The sequence below is a fragment of the Blautia sp. CAG:237 genome, assembly GCF_000436615.1.
GTDB lineage: Bacteria > Bacillota > Clostridia > Lachnospirales > Lachnospiraceae > Blautia_A > Blautia_A intestinihominis.
In genome coordinates, this window is the sequence record NZ_FR886747.1 from 1 (window position 1) to 21,506 (window position 21,506).

16 protein-coding genes are annotated in these 21,506 nt (G+C 43.1%); all 16 read left to right on the plus strand.

Features of this window, described 5'->3' with window-relative positions; genetic code table 11:
* The first annotated feature begins 523 nt into the window (after nt 1-523).
* Nucleotides 524-943: a DUF4313 domain-containing protein gene (locus tag QZL69_RS09505; protein ID WP_022214980.1), complete on the plus strand. Its 420-nt coding sequence runs from the start codon at nt 524-526 to the stop codon at nt 941-943.
* Between the two features lie 45 nt (nt 944-988).
* Complete coding sequence (locus tag QZL69_RS09510; RefSeq protein ID WP_005422925.1) at nt 989-1,324, plus strand: hypothetical protein; 336 nt, start codon at nt 989-991, stop codon at nt 1,322-1,324.
* Nucleotides 1,290-1,703 (plus strand): hypothetical protein, encoded by a 414-nt coding sequence (locus tag QZL69_RS09515; RefSeq protein WP_005422924.1) that lies wholly within the window; start codon nt 1,290-1,292, stop codon nt 1,701-1,703. The genes QZL69_RS09510 and QZL69_RS09515 overlap by 35 nt, the downstream gene beginning before the upstream one ends.
* Before the next feature lie 67 nt (nt 1,704-1,770).
* Nucleotides 1,771-2,490: a Cas9 inhibitor AcrIIA9 family protein gene (locus tag QZL69_RS09520; RefSeq protein WP_022214981.1), complete on the plus strand. Its 720-nt coding sequence runs from the start codon at nt 1,771-1,773 to the stop codon at nt 2,488-2,490.
* Between the two features lie 11 nt (nt 2,491-2,501).
* Complete coding sequence (locus QZL69_RS09525) at nt 2,502-3,044, plus strand: DUF7666 domain-containing protein (RefSeq protein ID WP_005422922.1); 543 nt, start codon at nt 2,502-2,504, stop codon at nt 3,042-3,044.
* Between the two features lie 989 nt (nt 3,045-4,033).
* Nucleotides 4,034-5,233 (plus strand): PcfJ domain-containing protein, encoded by a 1,200-nt coding sequence (locus tag QZL69_RS09530; RefSeq protein WP_291519218.1) that lies wholly within the window; start codon nt 4,034-4,036, stop codon nt 5,231-5,233.
* 102 nt (nt 5,234-5,335) lie between these two features.
* Nucleotides 5,336-7,525: a PcfJ domain-containing protein gene (locus QZL69_RS09535; protein ID WP_022214983.1), complete on the plus strand. Its 2,190-nt coding sequence runs from the start codon at nt 5,336-5,338 to the stop codon at nt 7,523-7,525.
* 638 nt (nt 7,526-8,163) lie between these two features.
* A complete protein-coding gene (locus QZL69_RS09540; RefSeq protein ID WP_173906923.1) occupies nt 8,164-9,723 on the plus strand; it encodes a hypothetical protein in 1,560 nt (519 codons plus the stop codon).
* A 94-nt stretch (nt 9,724-9,817) separates the two neighbouring features.
* Nucleotides 9,818-10,015, plus strand: a complete 198-nt coding sequence (locus tag QZL69_RS14090) for a helix-turn-helix domain-containing protein (RefSeq protein ID WP_005422911.1) — start codon at nt 9,818-9,820, stop codon at nt 10,013-10,015.
* A gap of 70 nt (nt 10,016-10,085) precedes the next feature.
* Nucleotides 10,086-11,363: a tyrosine-type recombinase/integrase gene (locus QZL69_RS09550; protein WP_022214985.1), complete on the plus strand. Its 1,278-nt coding sequence runs from the start codon at nt 10,086-10,088 to the stop codon at nt 11,361-11,363.
* Nucleotides 11,364-11,531: 168 nt separating this feature from the next.
* Entirely contained in the window at nt 11,532-14,150 is a 2,619-nt protein-coding gene (gene mutS, locus QZL69_RS09555) for a DNA mismatch repair protein MutS (protein ID WP_291519248.1), read from the plus strand.
* Nucleotides 14,151-14,186: 36 nt separating this feature from the next.
* A complete protein-coding gene (gene mutL, locus QZL69_RS09560; protein ID WP_022214987.1) occupies nt 14,187-16,367 on the plus strand; it encodes a DNA mismatch repair endonuclease MutL in 2,181 nt (726 codons plus the stop codon).
* Between the two features lie 9 nt (nt 16,368-16,376).
* The gene (gene miaA, locus QZL69_RS09565) at nt 16,377-17,324 is read left to right on the plus strand and encodes a tRNA (adenosine(37)-N6)-dimethylallyltransferase MiaA (RefSeq protein WP_022214988.1); all 948 of its coding nucleotides are present in this window, start codon (nt 16,377-16,379) and stop codon (nt 17,322-17,324) included.
* 32 nt (nt 17,325-17,356) lie between these two features.
* Nucleotides 17,357-18,640, plus strand: coding sequence for a methionine gamma-lyase family protein (locus tag QZL69_RS09570; RefSeq protein ID WP_022214989.1), 1,284 nt, complete (start codon nt 17,357-17,359; stop codon nt 18,638-18,640).
* A gap of 9 nt (nt 18,641-18,649) precedes the next feature.
* Complete coding sequence (locus QZL69_RS09575) at nt 18,650-19,834, plus strand: aminoacetone oxidase family FAD-binding enzyme (RefSeq protein WP_022214990.1); 1,185 nt, start codon at nt 18,650-18,652, stop codon at nt 19,832-19,834.
* On the plus strand, nt 19,831-21,417 hold the full coding sequence (locus tag QZL69_RS09580; RefSeq protein WP_022214991.1) for an NAD(P)/FAD-dependent oxidoreductase: 1,587 nt from the start codon (nt 19,831-19,833) through the stop codon (nt 21,415-21,417). The genes QZL69_RS09575 and QZL69_RS09580 overlap by 4 nt, the downstream gene beginning before the upstream one ends.
* Nucleotides 21,418-21,506 lie beyond the last annotated feature (89 nt).

Here is a 21,506-nt window from a genome sequence, read left to right on the forward strand (position 1 = left end):
CTTCTGCTTTTAAGTTAATGACATTGAGTGTTCATGCGGGTTTTCGGCGTTTTCCTATCCCTTAACGGGCTTCTATTCATCTTGTGCGAGAGAGAAAAATTCTACTATTTTTTATAGTATATTTCAATATATGACTCCTTGGAAATTTTCCTGATGAACGTAGAAATGACAGAGAAGTAAAAATGGTAAGCGTACTTGAAAAATGGCAGAATAACAAGATATAGCATTCTATGCGCTGTATTTTATTGACGAATTCAATATATTGTGTTACCATATAAATGGATTATTTTTTATGCATGGTTTGCCACGCAGTAAAGTTTTTTGTTCCGGATATGCTGTTCCGGGAGCAACATTTAGGCGAAGGCCTTTTATCAATAGGAAGACATCAAAAATCAAAAGAAGATTTTTGGTGTCTTTTTTTGTTGCCCAAAAACGAAATGTGGGGTGTACAAAAAACAGGAAGGGAGGAAATATAAAATAATCCATAAAAGATGAACAGGAAAATCAAAAAAGGAGGCAGAATATGGGACAGGATATATGCATTCGAAAAGATGAAAAACCATTGGGATATGACTGGGAATGTGGACATGAGGAATTATATGTCAGAGTGAATATGTACTACAACGGATCCCTGTATGTCGGATTATGGCAAAAGCAAAAGGAATGTGAGAAAAAGCTGGAATTATTCGGAGACCTTACAATTGGAGTTATGGGATTCCTAAGACCGGGGCAGGCAATAATCTCGGATTGCGGAGCAAAAGCAAAGGTTGCGTTTATTGAGAAGTATAAACTCGGAAAAGTTGTAGGTAAGAGGAAAATCAATTATGGCAGCTATTATGTTGCAGAGTTTAATCTTGCACGACTTGCACAGCTCGATCCAGAAGGTACGGAAAGATATCTGCTCGAAAATGGTCTTGATCAAAAAGAATTTAAAGCAGATTAGGGTAAAGAGGTACATTTGAAAACCAGGCAATAAAGGTGGTGCGGCATGAAAGACGACGAATATAAGGGATATTACTGTCTGCTGATTGCAATCCTGTGCAATTTGAATGCAGCGGAAGCCAGCACAATGTACGAATACGGACCAGATCATCCGCTTTGCCGGAAAATCCTGAAAAAGAAAGTTCGGAAACCGTCCATAAAAAAGCTCAAGGAATCAGAAATGGCAGCGGCTATGAAGGCTCTTCTTGATCAGGGATACAGCCAGGATGCAGTATCGGAAGCATTTCAGTGTTTTCCATCTACGGTCAGGCGCAGAGTAAGAAAATTAACAGAAAGGAAGGAAACGAATGACAGATCAGAAATTGATTGCAGGAATATTTAATGATTTTTTAGGACTTTATACGGGTAAAATTCAGACCGGTATCCGTCCTTTGATTGAAAAATATAAAAACCATCCCATGCTGATGGGACTCCTCTCCAATTTGGATGAAGCGGCAAAGATTCAGGCACCGAAAGCCATGAAAGAAATCTATTCTTTCTATAAAGAATATCGTGGCAGGGATCTGGAAGATGCTGATTGGAAGGAACTGACGGAAAAAGCCCGTCAGATCTGTGCAGGATGGGAGGAAAATGAATGGGTTCGCCGTATTGTACTGGAAATGATCAGCCTTTTAGATTCTGATGATGCAGAGAGACGCAGGATTGCATTGGAAGTAGAAAAAGAAATGGAAGCGGCTGAACAGAAAATGAATGCGGCATAAAAAGCAGGCAGAGGCAGGAGATTTTTTCTTCTGCCTCATGTTTTTATCAGGAAAGAAGGGATCGATTATGTTAAATGAGATCATAAAAACTGCAGAAGAATTAAATACAGCAGCATTGTATTACCGCCAGAGCGGGAATATGGATGGTGTGCGGGAACTTGCCAAAGCACATGCAGTTTCCAAAAAACAGACAGAGGAATTTATTCAGGGCAGCCGCTACCGGCTGGTTGATATACCGATTGAGGAAAGAACGTTTGCGAATGCGTCTGAAAAACTGCGTGCAGAAATGTTTGCCTTAAAGGATGCAGGCTTTGCAGACATCATAGGACAGTATCTCGTAAATCTTGCCAAAACGGATTCTGCTTTAGATGCACAGGTGTTAAAAAAACATAAGATGCTTCAGAGATGTTTGGATTACGTGACGCAAAAAGCCTACAACATTGCACTGGAGGGAGCGAAAAAAAAGGGAGAGAACGGCATTCGAGCCAATACAGGCCTGGCACTCTCCGGCGACCAGGTTTTTCCTTGGGTACTTGAATATTATGCGAAAGATGATGAAAAAGAAATAGCAGAAAAAGAGCAGGAAGAAAAGAAAAAGATTCAAAAGGAATGGGATTCGGTAAATAAGAGAACGAAAACAATACCGAAAAACCAGGGGACAAAGAAAGATTCCGAGGTGCATCCCAAAGAAGCAGCGGAGCAGGAAGAAAAGTATATTAGCAAGAAAAAATCAAAAGATTCCGGGCAGATGTCCTTGTTTGACATGATGCAGCAGAAAGAGAGTTAAAGGAGAAGGATATGATCGCATATAAAGGATTTCAAAAGGATTTGAAATGTCGGGGCTTTCAGTTTCAGGAGTATGGCATAAATGAAACGGAAAAAGCAAACTGTAGACAAAATGGATTTCATTGTGCAGAAAACCCACTGGATTGTCTCTGCTATTATCCGAATTGGAAAAATTCCGTGTATTACATAGTAGATGCATCAGGGGATTTGGATGAAGATGGAGAAGATTCAAAAATCTCCTGCACAAAGATGCGCCTATTAAAGAAAATTGAATTGAGAAGCCTGTTATTACATGGAGCTGCTTACATGGCGAAATATCCAAACCGAAAATGGAACTCCCATGTTGCAAAAGAAAGCGGGACCAGCTGCAACGGATTTTGTATTGTACGTGGAAAAGCCCCCAAAGCCAAAGGACAAAAGGGCGATTTACTGTTACTTTTAAAGGAGCAGCCTGGCAACAGCCAGATCCTGGAAATTGGGGTCATCTGTATCGATGGTCAGAAATATCCGGAGGAAGCATGGATTGATGTGACTGGAAAGCTGGTGGAGTTATGAGAAAAAAGGGGTTGATGGAATTAAAACCATTAAAAGTGATGAACAGACATATCGCCGATGCAAAGAAAACGGAAATATCTTTGAGTACACTGGAGAATCAAAGGGGTGAACCCGGAAAATATCGGATGTATTGTCGGGCAGCAGTAGAAAAAGGAATTTTAAAAGTGTATCTGTTTGCCGTAACGGATATTGAGGAGAATATAAACTTTCCAAGGTACCGTCTGTTTATCAGCAGAAAAGAGAGACGGTTTATAACCTATGATGAAAAATTAAAAAAATGGAAAAAGGCACTTCTTGAAAGTATCTTATGGGATGTAAGGATTAATCTTGGCAACATCTATGTAAATGACTGTGATACAAAGGTCATCCAAAAATATTTAAAGACAATGCAGCCTGCAATCCGGTCACTGGAAGAGTTTCAGGCGAATATCCGTAAAGAACAAAGGATACGTCATGATAAAAAACTTACAGATTCATGGGACCAGGTGATGAAAACTGTATCTGGACTGCCTAAGAACTGGATCGGATGGGTTTCAAAATATGGAATTACGGAACACTATATCTTCTACAAGTATCAGAAAAATGGTGCTACAGAAGGATATTGTACATATTGCAAAAAACATGTTCCAATCCGCTCACCCAAATATAACCAGAAAGGACAGTGCAATGTGTGTGGACAACCAATTACTTTTCGTTCTGTGGGAAAGTCTGGAAGATTTTGTACAAAGTGGTACAGAGTCTATCTTATCCAGAGGAGACGCAAGACTTCTGGTTTTGTGCTCCGGATCTTTTATGCCAGAACGTGGTATAAAAAGGGCGGCTATACAGATTGCGAAACTACCTGCCATGAAGAGCAAAGAAGAATCTTCTCTGCAAATGGAAAGGAAATTTCCAATTTCGTTTATGATCTGTTCAAACAACGGGAAATGCGTTGGATTTCGTGTAGAAGTTCTTGGTATTATACTTGCTGTGACAGTCAATATAAAGGAATGGTTTATCCATATACCCTGTCGGATCTGTCCAGGCATGAATTAAAAGAAACAGGTCTGCGTGAGTACGCCCTTGGTCAGAAAAAGATAGATCCTGGAAAATATCTTTACCTATGGAAGACGTATCCGGTACTGGAACAGATTGTAAAAGCGGGGCTTTTCCAGTTAGTTGATGATGTACTGGACCACAGGGCAGCAGATGCAATAAAAAGAAAAGGCAGAAAACCAACAGAATTCCTGTCCGTAGATAAGAAAGAGTTTCGAAGACTCCGAGATATGAATGGCGGGGTAAAAGAACTTAAATGGCTGCAACTTGAAAAGAGTACAGGAAAAACAATCGGGGATGAAGAAATATGCTGGATGGTAAAAGAAGGATTTGAACCAAACGACCTGAAGTTTGTTCTGGATCAGATGAGCATCTGCCAGATTCGACATTATCTTGTGAAACAATCAGAAAAATCCGGGGATGATATCAGCCATGTGCTGCAGGTGTGGAACGATTATCTTTCTATGGCAAAAAGACTGGGAATGGATATACATGATTCCATTATTTACCGTACCAGAGATCTTCAACTGCGCCATAAAGAGGCGGTTTTGAAGATAGAAGAAATGAAACGCGGAATCCGACGCAGGGAGCTGGAAGAAAAGTATGTCGGATTTCAGAAACATCTCATTGATTTGAAAGAAAAATATGAGTTCAGTGACGGTGAATATCAGGTTATTGCGCCAAAGAGTATCGATGACATTCTATATGAAGGTGATACGCTTCATCACTGTGTAAATAAGACGGATACTTATTTTGACCGGATCGTTTCAAAGGAAAGCTATATCCTGTTTTTGCGGGAAAAAGAGAATCCGAAAGTACCGTTTTATACACTGGAAGTTGAACCAGATGGAACTATCCGGCAAAAACGTGCGGAATTTAATCGTCAAAATAAGGACATTGATAAGGTGACTTCTTTTTTAACATTGTGGCAGAAGGAAATTCAGAAACGATTAACCCAAAAAGATCGTAAGAGCACAGAAGAAAGCAGGAAGCTCAGGCAGCAGAACTATCAGGAGATACGTGATAAGCATGTAGTTGTCCATGGCGGAACATTTGCTGGGGAACTTCTGGCTGATCTTTTAGAGAAAGACTTAATGGACCTACCAATGGAATCGGCAGAAAACGAAGAAAGCCCTACTGAAATAGCGGCGTAAATAAAAGGATAAAGTGGATGCGGCAGGGAGTTCCCCTGCTGCATTTGAGCAGAAAAGAGAAAATGACATTATATGCAGCAGAAAATGAAGGAGAGGACGGAAATGAATAAAAAAGAATTGCATAACATGAAATTGCTGGAAGCTACGGATGAACTGATAAAACTTGCAAAAGAAGATGTGCCGGTAAGAGATAAAGGATACTATACGGAGCAGCTGACTTATCAGAGGGGGCTATATTTACGTGCAGAAGTAGAAAACAATATTTTAAAAGTAGCATTTTATCTGGCAGAATATCTTTCCATGGAGTGTCGGAAACCTGTATATACATTATATATTGATAAAAAGAACGATGTTTTTAAAGGGTATGATTACCGGACAAAGAAATGGTCAGATAGTATGCTGGATAAGACCATTTTCTCCAAATGGTTATATCAGGAAAATTCTTATATGAAAGAGGCAGATACAGCGTTGATCCAAAAGTATCTTGAAAGTGAATATGACGATGCTTTTTATGCACTGTATGTATATCAACGTGAGCAGAGACACCGGAGACTGGGAATGAAATATGAAAAAATTCTGACAAGCTGGGATCAGTGTATGGATAGACTTCCAAAAATTCCGAAAGACTGGCTGAGATGGCAGAAAAAAGTTGGAATTACCCAGAATTTTATTTTTTATCATTACAGCCGCAGGAAAGATCAGACAGGATATTGTAGTTGGTGTGAAAGCGAAGTTCCAATCAGCCATCCTCACCATAATACAGTGGGGCATTGCCCAAAATGCAGACATCAGATTCAATATAAAGCATTAGGCCGGGCCAAAAATATAGAAACCCAAAAAGAGACTGCATACCTGCTTCAGACCTGTGGAAATAATGAGTTTGTTTTGAGAGAATTCCAGCTTCAGATGCTCATAGTAAGCAGCTCATATAAAAAACCAGTATATTCTTTCTTTGAGCGCCGGAGAATCCTGTATGATGAAGAATTAAATACGAAAGAATATTATTTCGGCCGTCATCATTGGACAAAAGAAAACCGATGGATCCAGGGTAAATTACAGGTTCCACTGTATCCAGGTTACGGTGGCTATATGACATATGAAAAATATAATATGGGAAATATTTATGGAAAATCACTGTATGGCATTAAAAACAGGACATTCCGTAGGACAGGATTCTACGAATATGCAAAAGCCAAAAGGTTTTTAGATCCGGTAAGTTTTTTTGAAATGGTTAGAGAAAGGCCCTACCTGGAACGGCTCATTAAAGCAGGACTTTATCATCTGGCAGAGGACATTATGGATAATAAAGCACAGATCTATTGTGAAGATTCCGGAGACCTTGGAAAAGCACTGGGAATTGACAGGTTCCGCTTAAAAAGGCTGCGTACAAACAATGGGGGAGAGATTTTTCTTCAATGGCTATTACTTGAAAAAGCCCAAAACAAGTTGATCCGTGACGATGTGATTTCGTGGATGTGCCGGGAAAAGCTTAAACCAGCGGATCTTATGTTCATTATGGATCGTATGGCCCCTTTACAGATCAAAAATTATCTGGAAAAGCAGGCAGCAGAAAGTGGGGAATCCGTGAAAGACCTGATCAAAACATGGAAGGATTATCTTAATATGGCAATTCGGGTCGGAGTGAATGTGCAGGATTCTGTTATCTACCGTGCACGAAAGCTCATGCAGAGACATAATGAAATGATAAAAGAGATAGAAGCAAAAGATTTGATTTTAAGAGCCGGAGAGCTGGAAAAGAAGTATCCGGGTCTGAATCGTATATGCAGGGATTTGAAAAAATATGAATATGCGGACAAAGAGTATCAGATCGTTGTGCCGGAAAAAGTGGATGACATTTTGTATGAAGCAAAACTGATGCATCACTGCGTAAATAATACAGAAACCTATTATGAACGAATGAGCCAGCAGGAATCCTATATCCTGTTTTTGAGAAAGGCAGAACAACCAACGGAGGCGTACTATACGCTTGAAGTGGAACCGGATGGGACCATAAGGCAGACACGTACTTTTTATAACCAGCAGAATGAAGATATTGAGCTTGCAAGGGATTTTCTTGTAAAATGGCAGAAACAATTAAAAAAGAAACTAGCAAAAGAAGATTATAAACTGGCTGTAAAAAGTCAGAGTCTCAGGAAAAAAGAGATTGACGAGCTCCGCAGCAAAGGCGTTCGTGTAAACGGTGTTGGGTATTGCAACAAATTGCTTGCTGAAATTCTGGAGGAAGATTTAATGGAGGCTGGGAATCGAGAACTGGAAGAACAGGCCGCATAATAGCAGATTGATATATCACAAAAGTAACTTTAACAGTAAAATGAAATTCCTATGAAAATTTGGGGATATTTACAGAAACAGCTCTGAAATTCTCTTTTATTTAAGTATAAGGGATTTTATGGAATTCCTTAAATATACTCGAAACGGAGGATGAGATTTGGAGGAAAAATTAAAGTTGCTTTGGCTGATATTGATCTTTGTTGATTTTGGGCTTATGTTTGTTTCATTTCCAATCTTGATTTATGTGATTTTTTGTATGACATGAATACAAAAAGCCTTCTGTAAGTGCCCTTTTCCGGTGAAAAGACCGGAGGGGCATTTGCATGTATGCAACAGTTTATGCATGTATTCGCAGGAATACGAGTAAAATACTACCCAGCTGCTACTGTTTAAAGCCTGTAGTGAAATTGACATTAAGTATCTGGAATGATACGATAAAATTGAACATTTTGCAAGGCAGATTGCACAAATTTTATTCTGATACGAGGTCAGAATTTTATACTTTATACCGCGTCTGCGGATCAACCGATAAAGACACAAAAAGAGTAAAATGGACTCTTGGAGTGTCTTTTTTTGTTTGGCAAAATGTTTTGACATGTATCAGATCCAATCACGATAAAAGGAGGAAAGAAGTTTTTATGCCACGTAAAATCAGATCAAATTACATGGAGAAATTCAAATTTGTGTACAATGGCAGAACTTTTGAAAGTAAGCATAAATGCTGTGATTTTTATGGAATATGTTACCGTAGTGTAATGGCATATCAGAATCAATATAAATGTAGAACTGAAGAAGCGATTACACATTTTATTGAATTGAAAAAAAGTAAAGAGATCATATTCCGAAATCGAAAATGGGCCAGCATTAAGACCTGCTGCGAATTTTATGATTTAAACGAAGATTCTGTCAAGACCGATATGTGGAATCGAAAATGCACACCACAGGAAGCGATTGAACGGGCAATAGAATGGAAAAAGGCACATGAAATCACATATCATGGTGTGAAATACCCATCACTGCCTCAATGTTGTGAAGACCTGGAGATAAATCCTATATCAGTACGTTTGTATATGGAAAAAAATGGGGTTTCTTCTACACGTGCGATTACACATTATATCAAATCTAAAGAGAAAAGAGCCTTTGAATTCCGTGGAAAAGAATACAAAAATTTTACGGAACGTTGTCTTGCGTATGGATTAAAGCCAAAGTCAGTAAGTTCAGCAGTATTTAAAGCGAAACGTCCTCACGCGGATGTTATGGAAGAAATTATCTCTCATATGGAAGGTTGTATGCCAAAAGAAGTAACGAAAAAAGAAGAAATTCCTGAAAATCAGGTGATGTCTAAAGAAAGGCATCGTGCGAAAGAGGCTTTTTTTTATGAGGGAAATAAATATATCTCACTTGGACAATGTTGTGAATTCTATGGAATTAATGAATCTAGTGTACGCAGTAGAGCTTGGCGAAAAAAGTGTACATGGGAAGAAGCTGTGAAATATTATATTCAAAAAAAGGAAACAGAAACACCGAAAATGCAATTCTTTTATAAAGGGAAAAGGTATAAAAGTGTTTCAGCATGTTGTGCTGAATACGGCGTTAATGCTTCCAGTGTGCGTAACCGTGCCAAAACAACAGAATGCAGCATTGAAGAATCTTTGGATCATTTCATAAAGAAAGCCAGAATGGAAACACAGCCGTCGGTATTTATTTTTAGAGACAAAACCTATAGGTCTTTGGAAGAATGCTGTCTGGAATATGGAGTCAACGCTGACAGTGTATCTTCAAGAAAATATAGATTGAATTGTACTATGGAAGAATCATTGGAGCATTTTATTGAAAATAAAGATATGATTGCCGAAAGAATACAAAAATTTACATTTAAAGGAATAGAATATCGAAGTCTCCGGGCATGTTGTCAAAAATATGGTATTGATGATATATGTGTGAGACAAAGAGCACGAGATAAGAATTGTTCTCTTGAAGAATCGTTTACACATTTTATGACGAGAAAAAGGAAAAAAATGTTAAGTAACCCGGAATTTGAATATCATGGAACTGTTTATCCATCGCTTAAAGTATGCTGTGAGGAATTAGGAATAAATAAAAGCAGTGTAATAAGTCGAAGCCATAGGGCCGGATGCAGTTTACAGGAAGCAGTGGAGTATTATGTCAGCCAACAGGAACGTAGAACATTGGATTAATCTATAAGGCCAGCAGGCAGCCTTTTTTAGAATTTATATTATAGAGAGGAGGAACGGTCAATATCATCTGCCTGCAGATATTGACCGGTTATATATGTTGCGAAAAAAAACACAGCCGGAAGCAAACAACGATAAAATTCTTATATCCGTTAAAGAAGCCTGTGAGCTTACAGGACTTTCTGAGAAAACAATGAGATCATTGATGAATGAAAACTGTTTCATGGTACGGATTGGGCGCAGAACGCTGATTGATAAGAAAAAATTTCAAAAATGGATAGATCGGCAGTCTTGAAAGCTTTTTTTTGTTGTGCTAAAATATATATCCAGTGCCATGCATTATCATCAGAAAGGATGGTGGTGTTATGGGCAAAAACTTAAAGGGTAAAGAATTAGGAAAAGGATTATATCAAAGAAAAGATGGACGATATGAGGCCAGAATTTTCGTTCGCGGTACAGGAAAAACGTTTTCAATTTATGGTACAAATTTACAACATCTAAAAAAAGAAAGAAATGCCTACCTTGCTAATGGTTCCCCCGGAATTGCAGGATATGATCCTAGAATTTCTGTTTCAAAGTGGTATGAAAAATGGATGCTTATTTATGTGGTGCATTCTGTTAAAGCAACCACTTTAAGTAACTATGTAAATGGTTTTGAGCGAGTAAGAGAATATATTGGTTACATGAGGTTAATAGAGGTCCGTCCAACACATATTCTTGACATGATAAAGGGACTCGAAGAAGAAGGATATGCACGTACAACGGTAATACAATCATTAAGTGTAGTCCGTCAGCTTTTCAAAAAGGCATATGGTGGAAAAATGATACCCATAGATCCCGTAGCCGATATTAAACTGCCTAAAGAAGAACCGGGTGAAATACCTGATGAGAAGATAATGCAGGAACAAGAAGATGAAAAATGTCTTAGTATATATGACACTCATCGTTTCCTTGAGAGCTGCAAGAATACCCGGTATTATGAACTCTTTTTTATTCTTCTTCATACAGGATTACGTATAGGGGAAGCACTTGCCCTAGAATGGTGTGATCTTGACTTTAAGCATGAAAAGCTTCGTGTATATAAAACCTTAAACAGAGTTACAAAATATTATGATTCGAAAGGAAATGAACTTCCTGAAAGGTATTCTACTATTCAGATTACAACACCAAAGAAAAGTGCCAGCAATAGAAAGGTTCCATTAACGGATGCAGTGATTGCTGCTTTTATGAGCTGGAAGGAAAAACAGGATCGTGATAAAGAAAAACTGGGGAAAAACTGGGGAAAACCAAATATACTTTTAAAAAAATATCCCGGTCTGATTTTTACAACATCTTCAGGAAGAAGTTATCTTCCATCATCAGCTCAAACAGAATGCAGGCGGATTGTTGGGATTGTTAATAAACATGAAATTGCTCTGGCAGAAAAAGAGAACAGAGACCCGAATTTAATGGATGTTCATCCTCATATTTTCCGTCATACTTTTGTAACAAGATGCATTCAATCGGGAATGGATGCCGCCACAGTAAAGAAAATAGCTGGACACTCTGATGAAAAAATGACTAATTATTATACACACATTGAAGAAGAACATATAGATGACGAATATGAACTGTATATTCAAAAATACGGAACAGAAACCTGATTTTGCAAATGGAGATAAAATTTTAAAGAGAGGTTTAAATACTTGAGTATAGACAAAAACACTAACGAGGGAAAAAACTATCGTAATAATGTGGTCAAATCAACACCTGGAACTTCTAAAAGCCGCATAAACACTGGGTTTCCGGAGAATATTAGTGTATTATCACCGATGATGCAGGAATACTGCAAGACAAAGGAAACCTACAAAGACTGTATTTTGTTCTACCGCCTGGGCGATTTTTATGAGATGTTTTTTGAGGATGCGCTGCTGGTGTCCAAGGAGCTGGAGCTGACACTGACCGGTAAGGACTGCGGGCTTGAGGAGCGTGCGCCGATGTGTGGGATTCCGTTTCATGCTGCGGAGACTTATATCAAGCGTCTGATCGAGAAGGGGCATAAGGTGGCAATCTGTGAGCAGGTGGAGGATCCGAAGAAAGCCAAAGGTCTGGTAAAGCGTGAAGTTATCCGTGTTGTCACACCTGGAACGACTTTGGATGCGACTTCTCTGGATGAGTCCAAGAATAACTATCTGATGTCCATTGTATCAATGGAGGATCATTTTGGCTGCGCCATCGCAGATATTACAACCGGTGACTGTTTTCTGACAGAAGTAGACAAGCCTCAGAAACTTCTGGATGAGATCAACAAATTCGTCCCTGCGGAAATCATCTGCAATGACGCTTTTTTTATGAGCGGAATTGATACAGAAGATCTGAAAGACCGCCTTCATATCTGTATTTTCCCGCTGGATAACTGGTATTTTGATGACAGTCTGTGCAAGCGCACACTGAGAGAACACTTCCATGTAAATACAATGGAAGGACTTGGTATTCAGGATTATGACAGCGGCGTGATCGCAGCAGGAGCACTTTTTCAGTATCTGAATGAGACACAGAAGACAGCCTTATCTCATATGGCATCGATCCGTCCGTATTCCGCGGATAAATTTATGCTGATCGACAGTTCCAGCCGCAGAAACCTGGAACTGGTAGAGACACTTCGTGAGAAACAGAAACGAGGATCTCTTCTCTGGGTACTTGATAAGACAAAGACCGCAATGGGAGCCAGAACGTTACGAGGATATGTAGAGCAGCCTCTGATCGATGCATCTGAGATCCGTGCCCGTCTGGAGGCAGTGGAAGAACTGACCCAGAGGCCGATGCTGCGCGATGAGATCCGTGAATACCTCAATCCGATCTACGATCTGGAGAGATTGATTAGCCGCATCAGTTATCAGTCCGCAAACCCGAGAGATATGGTGGCGTTTGCTTCTTCACTGGCAATGATCCCGTATATCCGCCAGGTCCTTCAGGAATTTGAGGCTCCGGTCCTTAAGAAAATCTATGAAGATATGGACTCGCTTGAGGATGTCACAGATCTGATCAAACGCGCGATCGTGGATGAACCGCCGCTCGCACAGAAAGACGGAGGCATCATCAGGGAAGGTTATCATGCAGATGTCGACAAATACCGCCGTTCCAGGACCGACGGCAAGAAATGGCTTGCAGAGCTGGAAGCCCGCGAAAAGGAACGTACCGGGATTAAGACACTCAAGATCAAATACAGCCGTGTGTTTGGATATGCCCTTGAGGTAACGAATTCATTCAAAGACCAGGTTCCGGATAATTATGTCCGCAAGCAGACACTGACCAATGCCGAGCGCTATATCACACAGGAACTCAAAGAACTCGAAGATCTGATCCTCGGCGCGGAGGACCGCCTGTATGCGCTGGAATATGAACTGTTTGCAGATGTCAGGGATAAAGTCGGACAGGAGGTTGTCCGTATCCAGCGGACAGCGAAGGCAGTTGCAGCGCTCGATGTTTTTGCCTCTCTTGCCCTTGTTGCTGAGAAAAATAACTTTGTCAAACCGAAGATTAACGAGAGCGGCGTCCTGGATATCAAGGGCGGCCGTCATCCGGTCGTAGAGCAGATGATCGAAAACGATATGTTTATCTCCAATGATACATATCTGGACAAGCAGAAAAAACGTGTCTCCATCATCACCGGACCGAATATGGCAGGTAAATCTACCTATATGCGTCAGACGGCCCTCATCGTTCTTATGGCACAGATCGGAAGCTTTGTTCCGGCAGAGAAGGCAAACATCGGAATCGTGGATCGTATCTTTACGAGAGTCGGTGCATCTGATGACCTGGCAAGCGGACAGAGTACTTTTATGGTGGAGATGACAGAGGTTGCCAATATTCTTCGAAATGCGACATCCAGAAGCCTTCTGATCCTGGATGAGATCGGACGTGGAACAAGTACCTTTGACGGACTGGCGATCGCATGGGCGGTGATCGAGCATATCAGCAACACCAAGCTCTGTGGAGCCAAGACACTTTTTGCAACGCATTATCATGAGCTGACCGAACTGGAAGGCAAAATCCCGGGAGTCAATAACTACTGTATCGCTGTCAAGGAAAAAGGCGATGACATTGTATTTTTACGTAAAATTGTCAAGGGCGGCGCGGATAAGAGCTATGGTATCCAGGTAGCGAAGCTTGCCGGTGTGCCGGATTCTGTCATCAACCGTGCAAAAGAACTCGTCGAAGAACTCAGCGATGCGGATATCACGGCAGCAGTCAAGGACCTGACCGCACCGAAGAAAAAACAGAAGATCGTCTATGACCAGGTAGATATGGCACAGATGTCGCTTTTTGACACCGTGCAGGATAATGATATCGTAGAGGAGATCAAAAACCTGGACATGACGAATCTGACACCGATGGAAGCTATGAATATTTTATATAATTTACAGAACAAGATCAAAAACCGCTGGTAAAAAGGATCTTTGTTTATCCGGAATGGGGAGGTAACTTTGAGAAAAATTGCAGTCTTAGATCAGAATACAATCGACAAGATCGCAGCAGGTGAGGTGGTGGAACGCCCGTCCTCTGTGGTGAAGGAGCTGGTAGAAAATGCAATTGATGCCGGTGCGACAGCCGTTACAGTAGAGATCACTGACGGCGGCAAAAAGCTGATCCGCATCACCGACAACGGATCTGGTATGGAAGAAGACCAGATCCCGCTGGCTTTTCTCCGTCATGCGACCAGCAAGATCGAGAAAGTTGAGGATCTGGAGCACATTGCTTCCCTTGGTTTCCGAGGAGAGGCTCTTTCCAGTATCGCGGCAGTTTCACAGGTGGAACTGATCACCAAGACTCCGTCTGCCATCAGTGGAAACCGTTATGTGATCGAAGGCGGCGTGGAGCATTCGCTGGAAGAACTTGGTGCACCGGAGGGTACGACATTTCTTGTACGGAATCTGTTTTATAATACCCCTGCCCGCAGTAAGTTCCTGAAATCAGATACAACAGAGGCGAATTATATCCATACCCTGATGGAACAGCTTGCACTTTCTCATCCGGAGATCTCTTTTAAATACATCCAGAATAAACAGGTCAAGCTGCATACTTCCGGCAACTACAGTGTCAAAGATGTGATCTACAGTGTGTATGGCAGGGATATCGCCAAAGCGCTTCTCGAAGTCGAGCAGGAGAATTCGTTCATGAAGATCACCGGCTTTGTCGGAAAACCGGAGATCGCGAGGGGAAACCGTTCTTTTGAGAATTATTACATCAATGGTCGTTATGTCAAGAACAATATCATCACCAAAGCCATTGAGAACGCGTACAAAGGCTTTCTGATGCAGCATAAATTCCCGTTCGTTTCTCTGCGTATGGAGATGGAGGGGAATGATCTGGATGTCAATGTCCATCCAGCCAAGAGGGAAGTACGTTTTGCGAGGGAACAGGAAGTTTACGATGCGATCTATGATACGGTGCGAAATGCCCTGACCAGACGCGAGATGATACCGAAGGTCACACTTGGTCAGGAAGAAACTTCCAGGAAAGAAAATGTGGTCAAGTCTTCTGCGGTACCGGAGCCGTTCGAGCAGAAACGCCGGGAGCAGATCTACGGTACACCGATATCCAGACCGCAGCCGGTGCGAGAAAATCCAGCAGCTTATTCGACGATGCACCCGGCAAAAACGGAGGGGATTTTATCAGAAAAAAATCCGTCCCCGGCACTGACACCTTCTGAGGAGAATCTGTTTGCAGGAACACTCAGGAAGAATCAGGAGCTGGATGAGGTGAAGAAGAAAGTCGAGTTGGAGCAGCAGGCAAAAATGGCAGAAACACTATCGAAAAAAACAGCACCAGCCACGACGACCATACCGCAGGCGCAGGAGACACCAGCAATCGCAAAATCAGAGGAATTACAAATACAGGAACTTCCGGTAACAGAAAAATCATCAGACGCTACGAAACCCGTACCGTCAATAGAATCAGAAGCGCAGACAGAACAGACAAGCACAGAGACACCATCTGCTCTAGCAGAACCATCTCCCGCACCACAAAAAGAGCCAGCCCCCAAACAGCTGGAACTCTTCGAAGAAAAGCTCCTTGCTCCGGAATCCCGAAACAGGATTCGGATGATCGGTCAGGTATTTGATACCTACTGGCTGGCAGAATTTGACGATAATTTCTACATCATCGACCAGCATGCAGCCCACGAAAAAGTCTACTATGAACGCCTGGTAAAGAAATTCCGTGAGAATTCCATAGATTCCCAGTACCTGACACCGCCGCTGATCGTTTCCCTTAATATGCAGGAAGAGGAAATCTTAAACGCAAACAAAGATTACTTTGAACAGTTTGGTTTTGAGATCGAGCATTTCGGCGGTCGTGAATACTGCATCAGTGCTGTGCCATCCAATCTTTATGGTCTCACCGAAGAAGAACTTTTCCTTGAGATGCTGGATCATCTGGACAGCGACAACAGCAAAGATGCACTGGATATTTTTGCATCCAGGCTCGCCACGATGGCGTGCAAGGCGGCAGTCAAGGGAAACAACCGCCTTTCGATGGAGGAAGCTGAGAAGCTTTTGGATGAACTTATGACACTTGAAAATCCATACCACTGCCCGCATGGAAGGCCAACCATCATTTCCATGACAAAGACAGAGATGGAGAAAAAATTCAAACGAATCGTATAGGAGTATGTTATGAAAAAGCCATTGATCGTGCTGACAGGTCCTACCGCAGTAGGAAAAACAAGCCTCTCCATCTCCCTTGCAAAAGCAGTGAACGGAGAGATCATCTCGGCAGATTCCATGCAGGTCTATAAAGGAATGGATATCGGCTCTGCAAAGATCCGTAAGGAGGAGATGCAGGGCGTTACGCATTACCTTGTAGATATCCTGGAACCGGAAGAAGAATTTCATATCGTAAAATTTCAGGAACTGGCAAAAGCCGCCCTGGAAGAGATCTATGCCAAAGGCAAGATCCCGATCCTGGTAGGCGGCACCGGATTTTACATTCAGGCAGTGACCAGAGACATTGATTTCACACAGGCAGAACAGGAAACTTCTTACCGGGAGGAACTGGAGCAGTTTGCAAAAGAAAAAGGAGCTGAGTATCTCCACGAGAAACTTCGCGAAGTAGATTCCAAAAGCGCAGAGAACATCCACGCAAACAATGTCAAACGTGTGATCCGCGCGCTGGAATTTTATCATCAGAACGGCACCCCGATCTCAGAACATAATGAAGAACAGAAACAGCAGACGTCACCATATAATCTGGCATATTTTGTCCTGACCGCACCGAGGGAGATCCTGTATGAGAGGATCGACAGGCGTGTGGATCAGATGATGGAGGAGGGACTTCTCGAAGAAGTAAAATCTCTGAGAGAACGCGGATGCCACCGTGGAATGGTCTCCATGCAGGGGCTTGGCTACAAAGAGATCCTTGCCTATCTGGAAGGAGAATATCCTCTTGAAGAAGCAGTGCGTATCCTCAAAAGAGATACGAGACATTTTGCAAAACGCCAGCTCACCTGGTTTCGGAGAGAACAGGATGTGATCTGGGTGGACAAAGAACAGTTCCACTGGAACGAAGCGGAAATCTTGGAATACATGATGAGCGTCCTGAAAGAACAGGACCTTCTTGGATAAACGACGAATACAGAAAGGAATGATAAGAAACCATGAAAGAAATGTATGAACAGCTTGGTATCTCCTCAGAAGTATATGACTTTGGAGTGCAGATCGAGTCATCTTTAAAAGAACGTTTTCAGAAATTTGATGAAGTCGCAGAGTACAATCAGATGAAAGTACTCCTCGCAATGCAGAAAAACAAAGTAAATGCAGACTGTTTCCAGTCTTCCTCAGGATACGGATACGATGATTTCGGCCGTGATACACTGGAAAAAGTATATGCAGATACCTTCCATACAGAGGCCTGCCTGATCCGTTCCCAGATCACCTGCGGAACACATGCACTTGCGATCGCCCTGTTTGGAAATCTCCGTCCGGGAGATGAACTTCTGGCTCCTGCCGGCAAGCCATACGATACTCTGGAAGAAGTCATCGGCATCCGTCCGTCCAGAGGCTCTCTTGCAGAATATGGCGTTACTTACAGACAGGTAGACCTCAAAGAAGACGGAACGTTTGATTACGATGCGATCCGTGCAGCCATCAACGAAAAGACACGCCTGGTAGAGATCCAGCGTTCCAAAGGATATCAGACAAGACCATCTTACTCTGTAAAGCAGATCGGCGAACTGATCGCATTTGTAAAGAGCATCAAACCGGATGTGATCTGTATGGTAGATAACTGCTACGGAGAATTCGTAGACACGATCGAGCCGAGTGATGTCGGAGCAGACATGATCGTCGGTTCCCTGATCAAGAACCCGGGCGGCGGTCTGGCACCGATCGGTGGTTACATCGCAGGAACAAAAGAATGCGTAGAAAACGCTGCTACCCGTATGACCTGTCCGGGACTTGGAATGGAAGTCGGTGCGTCTCTCGGTGTAAACCGTTCTTTCTATCAGGGATTTTTCCTTGCACCGATGGTGACAAAGGGTGCACTCAAAGGAGCAGTTTTTGCAGCAAATATCTATGAGAAGCTTGGTTTCCCGGTCGTACCGAACGGAAGTGAACCGCGTCAGGATATCATCCAGGCGGTAACTCTTGGCACACCAGAAGGTCTGATCGCATTCTGCAAGGGCATCCAGGCAGCAGCACCGGTTGACAGCTATGTAGACCCGGAACCATGGGATATGCCGGGATATGACAGCCAGGTGATCATGGCAGCAGGTGCCTTTGTACAGGGATCTTCGATCGAGCTTTCAGCAGATGGTCCGGTAAAACCACCGTATGCCGTTTATTTCCAAGGTGGACTTACCTGGGAACATGCAAAACTTGGTGTCCTGATGTCTCTCCAGAAACTGGTAGAGAAGAATCTGGTCACTCTCCCATCAAAATAAGGAGTCGTTATGGATAAAAAACCACAGGTGATCGTTGTCGGCGGCGGAGCTGCCGGACTGACTGCCGGAATCATGGCTGCCAGAAACGGAGCAGCCGTCACGATTCTCGAACAGAATGAGAAACCGGGCCGTAAGATCTGCGTGACAGGAAACGGCCGCTGCAATCTGACCAATCAGGAGATGTCCTGGGAAAAGTTCCACGGACAAAACCCGGCATTTGTCAGGGACATTCTGTCTCAGTTTTCGCTGGAAGATACTTTGAAATTTTTTGACGAACTGGGAATTGTTGTGACAGACAAAAAAGGCTGGCTTTATCCAAGAGGCGGCCAGGCGAAATATATTCCGGAGCTTTTGCTTCTTAAGGCACGCTCCCTTAAAGTCAAGATCAAAACAAGAGAAAAGGTCCAGAAGATCTACAGAGAACAGGATCTCTGGAAAGTCCAGACAGAAGGGTGGACCTATGAGGGGGCTGCAGTCATTCTCGCGAATGGCTCCAAAGCTTCTTCCGTACAGGGTGCAGATGGAAGCGGATATGTACTTGCCAGGGAACTCGGACATCATATCCTCAAACCGCTTCCTGCGCTGACAGGGCTCAAGGTAAAAGGCAATTTCTTCTCCGCATGGGCAGGTGTGCGCACCGACTGCAAAGTCACTCTGTGGATCGATGGAACGGAAACTGCCAGCGAGACAGGGGAGATCCAGCTGATGGATTATGGGATTTCCGGAATACCGGTCTTTCAGATCAGTGGAATGGCAGCCAGAGCCCTGGAAGAGAAACGCAAAGTATCCGTTACACTGAACTTTTTCCCAGAATATACAGAGAAGAACATTCAAGAACTTCTCACAAAAAGGGAAAAAGAATATCCGGAACTTTCCAGGACAGAACGCCTGCTGGGGCTTTTGCCGGATAAACTGATCAAGGTTATCCTGAAACAGAAAGATCCATACAGAGCAGTGACTGCTTTTCCTCTTGAGCTCAAAGGAACCAGCGGATTTGAACAGGCACAGGTCTGCACAGGCGGTGTAGATACCGGTGAAGTAGATCCGGAGACTCTGGAATCCCTGCTCCATAAAGGGTTGTATTTTGCAGGGGAACTTCTCGACATCGACGGTCCCTGCGGCGGCTATAATCTACAGTGGGCATGGTCGAGCGGAGCAGTGGCAGGCATTCATGCGGCAAAGGAGATAAGATGATAAGGATCACACAGTTAAAACTTCCTATAAACCATACAAAAGAACAGCTGGAAAAGAAGATCGCCCGGACGCTGAAATGTCAGGAGGGCAGCTTCACATACGAGATCATAAGACAGTCCCTGGACGCCAGACACAAGGACGACAAAAAATTCGCCTACACCGTAGATGTCATGGTGCCAAAGGAAAAACAGATTCTGAAAAAAGTTCACAGTAACAATATTATGTCAACAGAAAAGAAAAGATATCATTTCCCGAAACCAGGAAGTACGGAGCTGATTCATCCACCTGTCATCGTCGGAAGCGGACCGGCAGGACTTTTCTGTGCGTGGTATCTGGCAAGGGCAGGATACTGCCCACTTGTCCTCGAACGGGGAGAAATGGCGTCCAAACGAAAAGAAACGGTAGATCATTTCTGGAAAGACGGTGTTCTCAACCCGGATTCTAATGTGCAGTTCGGCGAGGGCGGAGCAGGAACTTTTTCTGATGGAAAGCTGAACACTCTGGTCAAGGATCCAAACGGACGTAACCATGAAGTCCTGGAACGATTTGTAAAAGCCGGAGCCCCGAAGGAGATCGTCTATCAGCAGAAACCACATCTCGGAACCGATGTACTGATCGGGATCGTAGAAACACTTCGCCATCAGATCGAGGCAATGGGTGGAAGTTTCCGCTTTGAAACGACAATGACGGACCTGATCCTTAAGGATGGCAGACTGGAAGCCGTTGAGGTCAACCACGGAGAAAAGATCCCGGCAGAGGTCTGCGTGCTGGCTCTCGGCCACAGCGCACGGGATACTTTTAAGATGCTGAACCGCCGCGGCGTTTATATGGAACCGAAGTCGTTTGCTGTCGGACTCCGTATGGAGCACCCACAGAGCATGATCAACAAAGACCTCTATGGTGAGGAAGAAAATGAGATCCTGGGGGCGGCGAGCTACAAGGTGACACATACCTGCGAGAATGGCCGTGGCGTGTATTCTTTCTGTATGTGTCCGGGAGGTTATGTCGTAAATGCTTCCTCGGAGCCGGGACGACTTGCCGTTAATGGCATGAGCTATCAGGCGCGTGACAGCAAAAATGCAAACAGTGCCCTGATCGTCACCGTAAACCCAAAAGATTTCCCGGATGAGACACCACTTGGCGGGATCGCATTCCAGAGAGAACTCGAACGAAAAGCGTGGGAACTCGGCGAAGGAAGGATCCCGGTTCAGCTTTTTGGAGATTTCAGGAAAGATCAGGCAAGTACAGAATTCGGGGAAGTCGTTCCTCAGATGAGGGGCGGATTTGTACTTTCCAATGTGCGTTCCATTCTTCCAAAGGCAATCGGGGATTCCATCGAGGAAGGCGTTCTTGCATTCGGTAAGAAACTTCATGGCTTTGACCGTGAAGATGCGCTCTTAAGTGGAATTGAGAGCCGGACTTCTTCTCCTGTAAGGATCACAAGGAGTAAAGAAGGACTCTCTAATATAGAAGGAATTTATCCATGCGGAGAGGGCGCAGGATATGCCGGAGGCATCACTTCTGCTGCGATGGATGGGATCAAGGCGGCAGAGTTCATTTGTGAAAAATTTAGAAATTTCTAGGAGGGAGTGTACATCTCCCTCTTTTTATGCTAAAATGAGTTTTGATTCTTCGGGGGCCTGAACTTATTTAGAGAGCGCAGGTAAGATAT

Excerpts from the sequence above, each read along its gene's own strand:
- QZL69_RS09520 (WP_022214981.1), top strand. The coding sequence starts at position 1,771 with ATGTTAAATGAGATCATAAAAACTGCAGAAGAATTAAATACAGCAGCA.
- miaA (WP_022214988.1), top strand. The coding sequence starts at position 16,377 with ATGAAAAAGCCATTGATCGTGCTGACAGGTCCTACCGCAGTAGGAAAA.
- QZL69_RS09530 (WP_291519218.1), top strand. The coding sequence starts at position 4,034 with ATGGTTTATCCATATACCCTGTCGGATCTGTCCAGGCATGAATTAAAA.
- QZL69_RS09575 (WP_022214990.1), top strand. The coding sequence starts at position 18,650 with ATGGATAAAAAACCACAGGTGATCGTTGTCGGCGGCGGAGCTGCCGGA.
- QZL69_RS09505 (WP_022214980.1), top strand. The coding sequence starts at position 524 with ATGGGACAGGATATATGCATTCGAAAAGATGAAAAACCATTGGGATAT.
- QZL69_RS09580 (WP_022214991.1), top strand. The coding sequence starts at position 19,831 with ATGATAAGGATCACACAGTTAAAACTTCCTATAAACCATACAAAAGAA.
- QZL69_RS09510 (WP_005422925.1), top strand. The coding sequence starts at position 989 with ATGAAAGACGACGAATATAAGGGATATTACTGTCTGCTGATTGCAATC.
- QZL69_RS09525 (WP_005422922.1), top strand. The coding sequence starts at position 2,502 with ATGATCGCATATAAAGGATTTCAAAAGGATTTGAAATGTCGGGGCTTT.
- QZL69_RS14090 (WP_005422911.1), top strand. The coding sequence starts at position 9,818 with ATGTTGCGAAAAAAAACACAGCCGGAAGCAAACAACGATAAAATTCTT.
- mutS (WP_291519248.1), top strand. The coding sequence starts at position 11,532 with ATGATGCAGGAATACTGCAAGACAAAGGAAACCTACAAAGACTGTATT.
- QZL69_RS09535 (WP_022214983.1), top strand. The coding sequence starts at position 5,336 with ATGAATAAAAAAGAATTGCATAACATGAAATTGCTGGAAGCTACGGAT.
- QZL69_RS09550 (WP_022214985.1), top strand. The coding sequence starts at position 10,086 with ATGGGCAAAAACTTAAAGGGTAAAGAATTAGGAAAAGGATTATATCAA.
- QZL69_RS09570 (WP_022214989.1), top strand. The coding sequence starts at position 17,357 with ATGAAAGAAATGTATGAACAGCTTGGTATCTCCTCAGAAGTATATGAC.
- QZL69_RS09540 (WP_173906923.1), top strand. The coding sequence starts at position 8,164 with ATGCCACGTAAAATCAGATCAAATTACATGGAGAAATTCAAATTTGTG.
- QZL69_RS09515 (WP_005422924.1), top strand. The coding sequence starts at position 1,290 with ATGACAGATCAGAAATTGATTGCAGGAATATTTAATGATTTTTTAGGA.